5 protein-coding genes are annotated in these 7719 nt (G+C 50.0%); 3 read left to right on the plus strand and 2 right to left on the minus strand.

All coding sequences use genetic code 11. From position 1 onward, the window contains the following. The first annotated feature begins 182 nt into the window (after window positions 1-182). From B7992_RS07580 to B7992_RS07590, 3 genes are all read left to right on the plus strand, one after another. Window positions 183-1478, plus strand: a complete 1296-nt coding sequence (locus B7992_RS07580; protein ID WP_088665954.1) for an aminotransferase class I/II-fold pyridoxal phosphate-dependent enzyme — start codon at window positions 183-185, stop codon at window positions 1476-1478. Window positions 1479-1708: 230 nt separating this feature from the next. Further along, window positions 1709-2998 carry a citrate synthase gene (locus B7992_RS07585; protein WP_073160268.1) on the plus strand — a complete coding sequence of 430 codons (1290 nt, stop codon included), beginning with the start codon at window positions 1709-1711 and terminating at the stop codon, window positions 2996-2998. A gap of 83 nt (window positions 2999-3081) precedes the next feature. Continuing rightward, window positions 3082-3585 (plus strand): hypothetical protein, encoded by a 504-nt coding sequence (locus B7992_RS07590; protein WP_175547674.1) that lies wholly within the window; start codon window positions 3082-3084, stop codon window positions 3583-3585. An 86-nt stretch (window positions 3586-3671) separates the two neighbouring features. Here the strand turns inward: B7992_RS07590 and B7992_RS07595 are convergent, their stop codons facing one another. Beyond that, the gene (locus tag B7992_RS07595) at window positions 3672-6704 is read right to left on the minus strand and encodes a discoidin domain-containing protein (RefSeq protein ID WP_088665955.1); all 3033 of its coding nucleotides are present in this window, start codon (window positions 6702-6704) and stop codon (window positions 3672-3674) included. A gap of 256 nt (window positions 6705-6960) precedes the next feature. Then, on the minus strand, window positions 6961-7635 hold the full coding sequence (locus tag B7992_RS07605) for a type II restriction endonuclease (protein ID WP_217897590.1): 675 nt from the start codon (window positions 7633-7635) through the stop codon (window positions 6961-6963). Between the last annotated feature and the right edge of the window lie 84 nt (window positions 7636-7719).

The raw sequence follows: 7719 nt of genomic DNA on the forward strand, positions 1-7719 counted from the left end.
CCTAAAAAATCACATTTTTCTTACAAACAAATATTGTAATACGATTTGTGAAAAAGACGAACATTTTTTTGCCGTTTTTGGGCTGTTTTTGTGTTCGCGGAAGTCCCCTCCTACCTTGCGAGTGGGGTCAAAAAAAACTAAATTGCCCCCGGTTAAACTAATTTTTCAACAGGACACGAAAAATGAACTACAATCCTCTCGCAGTTGCCTTGAACGCCGAACTTTCCGCAAACGGCTGCAAGGTCCTCGATATGCTCTCTGAACAGGGCAAGGCCATTTTCTTCCCCCGCAAGGGTATTCTTGGCCAGGGTGCCGAAGCTAAGGGCTCCGACATCAACGCTACCATCGGTACCGCTCTCGAAGACGACGGTTCTCCGCTGGTTCTGGATTGCGTTCTCAAGTCCCTGAACCTCCCCAAGAACTCCTTCCTCTACGCTCCCAGCTTCGGTAATCCGGACCTGCGTAAGGCATGGAAGGAACAGGTCATCAAGAAGAACCCCACCCTCGCTTCCAAGCAGTTCAGCAACCCGGTGGTCACCTGTGCTCTGACCCACGCTATCAGCTGCGCCGGCTACCTCTTCCTGGACGCCGGTGACGAAGTCATCATTCCGGACCTGTACTGGGACAACTACGAACTGGTTTTTGAAAACGCCCGCGGCGCAAAGATCAAGACTTTCAATACCTTCAAGAACGGTGGTTTTGATACCGAAGCTCTCAAGGCTGCCCTCGCTGCAGGCAAGAGCGACAAGAAGGTCGTGCTCCTGAACTTCCCCAACAACCCGACTGGCTATACCGCTACCGAAACTGAAGCTGTTGAAATCGCAAAGATCCTTACCGAATGCGCAGCTGCCGGCAACAAGGTTGTGGCCCTCATGGACGACGCTTACTTCGGCCTGGTTTACGAAGATGGTGTAACCCGCGAATCCCTCTTTACAAAAATTGTCGACGCACACGAAAACTTGCTGGCTGTGAAGCTGGACGGCCCCACCAAGGAAGACTACGTCTGGGGTTTCCGCGTTGGTTTCATGAGCTTCGGCTTCAAGGGTGCAACTGAAGCACAGCTGAAGGCTCTGGAAGACAAGGCCGCCGGTACCGTCCGTGGCAACATCTCTAACGGCCCGTCCATCAGCCAGAAGATTCTTCTCGCCGCCTACCAGTCTGCCGAATACGCCGACCAGAAGGCTGAAAAGTACGCAACCCTCAAGAAGCGCTACGACATCATCAAGGATATTCTCGCTTCCCATCCGGAATACGCAGAATCCTTCGAAGCCATGCCCTTCAACAGCGGTTACTTCATGTGCGTGAAGCCGAAGGGCGTTGATGCAGAAGAACTCCGCCAGAAGCTCATCAAGGATTACAGCACCGGCACCATCATGCTGAGTGGTCTTATCCGTCTGGCCTTCTCCGCAGTGCCTACCGAAAAGTTGGGCAAGCTCTTCGACAACATCTACAAGGCTGTGAAGGACCTGCAGAAGTAAGAGCGAAGCCATGAGGCTTTGAGGTATGAGGTCGGGCCTTCGGCCCTTTGAGGTTAGAGTCCGACTTCATTGCTTTAGTTTCATGGCATGGATTTTGCATAAGTACTTTGTGTTAGCTATCTTTGCAAAACACATTTTACGATGAACAAAAAGGTTTTGGCAAGAGGCCTCGCCCCTCAAAGCGAGCATCGCGAGCGACCTCACACCTCAAACCTCACACTGGAGGATCAATGTCCGACAACGCAATACTGAACTACAACGGAAAGAGCTTCGAGCTCCCCGTCTGTGAAGGTACTGAGAACGAACACGGTCTCGACATCAGCAAGCTCCGCAAGGAATCTGGCCTTGTAACGCTTGACTACGGTTACCTGAACACCGGTAGCACCAAGAGCTCTATCACCTACGTGAATGGTGAACAGGGCATTCTCCGCTATCGCGGTTACGCCATCGAAGACTTGGCTGAAAAGGCCACCTTCCCGGAAACTGCATGGCTCCTGATTTACGGCGAACTGCCCACATCTCAGCAGCTGTCCCATTTCCGCACCTTGCTGACCGAAAACGCACTCCTCCACGAAAACCTGCTGAGCTTCTTCCGTCAGATGCCGCCTAACGCCCACCCCATGGGTATCCTTAGCTCCATCGTGAACGCCGTGGGCTTGTTCACCCCCCGCTTCTACGACGACGAAAACATCGCCAGCGCTTTCGAACTCACAACCGCAGGTCTTATTTCCAAGATCCGCACCATTGCAGCCTTCTCCTACAAGGCTAGCATCGGTGAACCGTTTGTGTACCCGGAAGCAGAACGCAGCTACTGCAGTAACTTCCTGAACATGATGTTCAGCTCCAAGGCTCGTCCGTATCACCCGGATCCGATTATGGAAAAGGCCCTGAACACCTTGCTCATCGTTCACGCCGACCACGAACAGAACTGCTCCACTTCTACCGTGCGTATGGTGGGCAGCTCCCAGGCTAACCTTTACGCTTCTATCTGCGCAGGCATTTGCGCCCTGTGGGGTCCCCTCCACGGCGGTGCTAACCAGGCTGTGCTTGAAACTTTGCTCCGCATCCAGGAAAGCGGCATGACCATCGACCAGGTCATGGCCAAGGCCAAGGACAAGAACGACCCGTTCCGTCTTTCCGGTTTCGGTCATCGCGTCTACAAGAGCTACGACCCTCGCGCCAAGGTTCTTAAGAAGCTGATGTACCAGGTCTTCGAACGCGAACACGTTCACGACCCGCTGCTGGACATCGCCCTGAAGCTTGAAGAAGCCGCCTTGAAGGATGAATACTTCATCGAACGTAAGCTGTACCCCAACGTGGACTTCTACTCCGGTATTCTGTACCGCGCCATGGGCATCCCCACCGACATGCTGACTGTGATGTTCGCTATCGGTCGTCTGCCCGGCTGGATTGCCCACTGGAAGGAAATGCACGACGATCCCAACTCCAAGATTAACCGTCCCCGCCAGATTTACACTGGTTTCAACGCAAGACCTTGGGTGGACCGCGAAGCTCGCTAAAAACGTTGCAACAGCACCCTTATCAAAAAGCTGCAGTTTATTAAGCTGCGGCTTTTTTTATTTTGAGATTATCAGCCAAGAAAATGAAGATGAAAATTTTATCCCTTATATCAACAATCGCCCTTTGCGTATTGGCAGGCTGTTCCGACGACAGTTCATCCCCGTCAAACAGCACCAACGGCAACAATATTGAAGACTCCTGCACGGAATCCCCCATGACGGTGGAAGAAATGAAAACCCTTCTTGAAAGTTTCAAATTTTCCACCACAACACCGGGCGTAGAAACCCTTGACGCAGAAACTCCCATGTATAAGGTTTCTCACAAGGAATTCAATACCGCCATGTGCGACACCACCTACCCAGCCATCATGCAGGCTGCCGGATGGACAGAAGAGGCTTCAGAATCCGTAGGCTCAGGAAACTTCGTTTCATTCGTGGGCTACCGCTACATCAAGAAATATGGTTGTACCGACATAGCCGTCTCCTTCATATGCCGGGACGGCATCGAAACCGGGACCACAAACTTTTATGTAGAATACCTGAAGAACGCACGCAAGGAACATTTATTCGTAGGAACATACGAATAAACACTACTAAATACAATTCTTGAAAAGAAAATCCGAGCTTTTGCAGCCCGGATTTTTTATTTAAAGTTCTTCCGAAACCGTGAAACTTACCGCAATCTTCTCAGGCCCTTGGGCATGGGAACTTCCTTCCCGTCTTCCTGCAGCAGGTAGATGTTGTCGAGGCTGATGAAACCCTTGCCACTCCAGCGGGCACGGAAGGCGAAGTTCTTGATTTGCCTCGGATCCAGCTGAGGAACGTTCTTGCCCCAACCTTCCTGAGTCATGTTTTCCCAGATGAGGGTGTCACGGACCCAGTTGCCGCGGGTGTTTTTCAGACGGACCATGAACTCGTCGTAATCCTTCACCTGTTCCGACATAATCTGCAGTTCGATGTAACCGTCGGGATTGTTGTGGTTGGTGGAGTAATCAAAGACAATGCCCACGGAGTTCTTCACTTCGGGAGGCAGCACATAGTAAGCGCCGGAGTAGTTGGGCCAACCCAGTTCAGGAGGTTGCTCAATAATCCAGTCATGACGGATATAACCACCCAGGGGCGGATTGCCGTTATAGACCTTGGCGTCCATGGAAGTGGCGTTATCGCCATTCACCACGGGGAACCAATCCACGGCATCAATACCGTTGTCGAAGTTCTGCATGCAGCTGGTGGTGCGGTAGGCGCCGCGGACACGGAAGGGAATTTTTTGCACAACTTTCTTGCCGCCAAGACCTGTAACCGTCAATTCCATTTCCGGAAGCTTTTCCGTTGCGGCGGTAATCTTTGCAGTTTCCGGCACAGGGACCTTCACATGGAAGCTTTCGATGGACGCGTTCCACTTGCCGTCATCGGGCGTAATATTCACCGTCTTGGAACCGCCCTTGGGGCCAAAATCAGGAATCTTAATGGATGCGCCAGTAATTTCACCATCCTGCTGGGTGACTGTCCCGAACAAGTCCAGGGTATCGCCACGCATCATGACCTTCTTTTCAAGAGCTGCGGCAAGGACTACAGGCGTTGCGGCATTCTTTGCGGAGGCCTTGTCAGCCCCAACAACGCGGGGATTGATTTGCACCACCGCCATACCGAAAGGAGGAATCATAACATCGCGGGACTTTGCCGGATTCAGGCGGCGGCCACTGGGACCCATTTTCGGATAGGGATAGGCATTCTTGCCATCACCAATCCACTTGAACTGATCTTCGCCAAACACGTCCACTTCAATGCGGGAATTTTCCTTCTTGGACCCCACGGAAGCGCGATCAATTTGTACAACCTGCGCAACGTCAGACAAATTTGCCAAAAGAACACGGGCCGAGTCGCCAGCACCTGCAGCACCCTTCTTCGCCAAGGCATAAGCCACAACTTCAGAATTGGAACTTTCCACAGGAACCACAGCAAAGCCGTCTTCCAGGAACTGCTTGAAAGTCATATACACGCCGTAGTATTCCGCAGTAGGCTCCAGAGATTTCCACTTGTTCCAGGAACCTTCCTTCAGAAGGGCGGTCATACTGATGGTACCCCAGGTATCGTCCGGGCTCTTGAAGAGGTTACCGAAAGCATCCCAGGGCAGCACCTGCAAACGGTCACCAAAACGCACCGCATGCTGCGCAAAAATCATGGCCATGGCCGTTGCCTGGGGGTAATCCATCAACAGGCTGTAGCCCTGAACATTGGTGCTGAATTCCGAAAGGAATACGCGACGCTTTTCTTCGCCAGAAGCAGAAGGAACCTTGTCCACACCAGGCAAGTGGCGCTTCATCCAAACATCCAACGTATCCATATTGGGGCCCACATCCAGCATTGCCTTCAGCATGTCCTTGGCGTTGGCTCCATTGGGAGTCCAGTACGGATAATTATGCAAGTCCACTGCATCCAGGTAGCGCTTGCCATCGGCGATTTCCGCCTCCCCCACAATGCGGAGGAATTCTTCCATCCAGTACTTTCCATCCAGAATGCCGGCGCCCTTCTGCATCATCTTGTGAGTACTGAGCAGCGGTCCATGCAAAATGATAGTGGGGTCCACCGCCTTCATGGCGCGGGCGTATTCCAGATAACGGGCCGCATAATGGCGGGCAGAAATAGGGCCAGATTCCTCCCACTCTCCGTCCAGTTCGTTACCGATTTCCCACTGCTTAATATTGTAACCCTTCACCTTGTTGGCGTAACGCACCCAGGCGGCAGCCTCCTTGGAAGTGCCCGTACCCGCGTTCACGCAAATCACAGCCTGGGCAGGCTTACCGTCGGCGGACTTCGGCAGCGTTCCCAGATACTTCATGAACTCTTCGAAATGCCAGGGAATGTTGGTCCAGTCGGTGCGGGCCTTGTCGCCATTGCGGGTAGACATGGCATACATCTTGTATTCGTTACCAGCCAGCAAATCTTCGCCATTGCTGAACATCTTCATTTCGCGAATCTGCACGCCCTTGCCCGGCAAGTCCTGCAACTTAAAGCGGATCGCCACATAACGAGTGCGCACGGACTTTCCCTTGTACAAAGTTTCCGGGCCAGTCACCTTCACGTTGGCCTCCAACTTCAAATCGTTGGTCAATGCCTGATGCACACCCGGATATTCCGCATAATCCGTAGTCCAGTATTCATACCGGAAAGCCTTGGGGCGCAAATCGCCCCAGCTAATCTGCAGGGAATCAATGTTCTTCTTTTCGGGGAATTCCACCACAACCCAAGGCGGATCGTTGGGGTCTAGAATCTCGCCCCACCACATGGTACTCATGTTGCCATCAGCCAAATGACTGCGACGCACAAAGCCGTAATTGTCCTTGGTGGTGCCGCGGTAAATGGTTTCACCCAAGAAACCCGGAGCGTACTTGCCCTCTTCTTCCGTAGTGATCCAAAGGCCCGTGCTATCATACTTGCCAATACCATTCCAATGGTAATCATTGCTCAAGCTGCCGTTAGGGAAGCGGAACAAAGTGTAACCGCCATCCACCAGGGCGTCGGTCATATCGTAATAACGGCTAGGCGGATTCCAGATGGCCAAATCCGCAGACATCATATTATTCTTGTTGATCACCACACCCGGCTTGGTATCATCCACCTTAATCACCGTCTGTGCCGCCTGGGCGGTACCCGCCAATCCAAGAGCAGCAATCATTGCCGCCGACAAAACAAATTTCTTTTTCATAAAACTTTTCGGATTTTAAATTTTCAGATTTTATAATAGCAATCTAAAAATAAATTCTTTAATAAAATCCGAGAAGCCTATCATATCACCCGATACAGAAGACTTTTCAATTTTCGACAGTTCTTCCTTCACAACTTCCGCCAACCTGAATTGGGCAATTTCATTGCGGCGGTAGTTCCGCATTACGGACTTTACATCCAGCTGAATGCCAACGATTTTGTGGTAAGGTTTAGAATTGTCAAAATACAATTTCGACTTACATTTCAGTTTCTTTCACAAAGGACACAAATTTTTCAATAGTCCAAATATCAGATTGTTTGCTTTGGGGGAAAGATTTGATATATGGCTTGGGAACAACAAGAACCACTTTTTCAGATTTCATTTCATCCATTTGCTTTTCTGAAATACCTTGTTGTAACGTGCAAAGATATTTATATCCATTTTTTAGTCGATCAGCCTCATTAAGAATCTGACGCCAACGATCTTTACATGTAGTTTTTGCCGCTAGAGATATCAATTTATTGGTAGGAAATGAATAATTATGGTAAGCGGCACTGGATGGAAAAATAAAATCTGGTTTCTTATTTCCCTCTGTTATGACCTGAGATTCATAACGAACACCATTGCTGTCAAATAACGCAGACAGATGGTGTTCTAAACTTTTTCCAGCTCGGCTTTTACGACGATTTAATACCTGATTCGCAACATTTATAAATTCGTCCACCGAAGGAAAACCATTTGCGAGGAATTTTCCATAGCGCGATTGTTCAATGGCTCTAAAAACATTATATTCTGAATTAGTCCAATCTATTAGGCACTGGTCAGGATTCAATATTGAATAATTCAATTGATTATGAAGCCTATCATTTATTTCTCTGGCTTTTTTTGCCATTTTACAGGAGTCAGGAAATTCAATTCCTAATTCATTCAATTCATCAATAAAATTATGAATTAATATTTGGCGATTTCTAATCGCTAACGCATAATGTTGAACTTTTTCAAAAGATACTCATTT

Source organism: Fibrobacter sp. UWH1, from assembly GCF_002210365.1.
Taxonomy (GTDB): domain Bacteria; phylum Fibrobacterota; class Fibrobacteria; order Fibrobacterales; family Fibrobacteraceae; genus Fibrobacter.

Bases quoted from the DNA above. Each gene is read 5' to 3' on its own strand.
- B7992_RS07580 (WP_088665954.1), top strand. From the start codon at position 183: ATGAACTACAATCCTCTCGCAGTTGCCTTGAACGCCGAACTTTCCGCA.
- B7992_RS07585 (WP_073160268.1), top strand. From the start codon at position 1,709: ATGTCCGACAACGCAATACTGAACTACAACGGAAAGAGCTTCGAGCTC.
- B7992_RS07590 (WP_175547674.1), top strand. From the start codon at position 3,082: ATGAAGATGAAAATTTTATCCCTTATATCAACAATCGCCCTTTGCGTA.
- B7992_RS07595 (WP_088665955.1), bottom strand. From the start codon at position 6,704: ATGAAAAAGAAATTTGTTTTGTCGGCGGCAATGATTGCTGCTCTTGGA.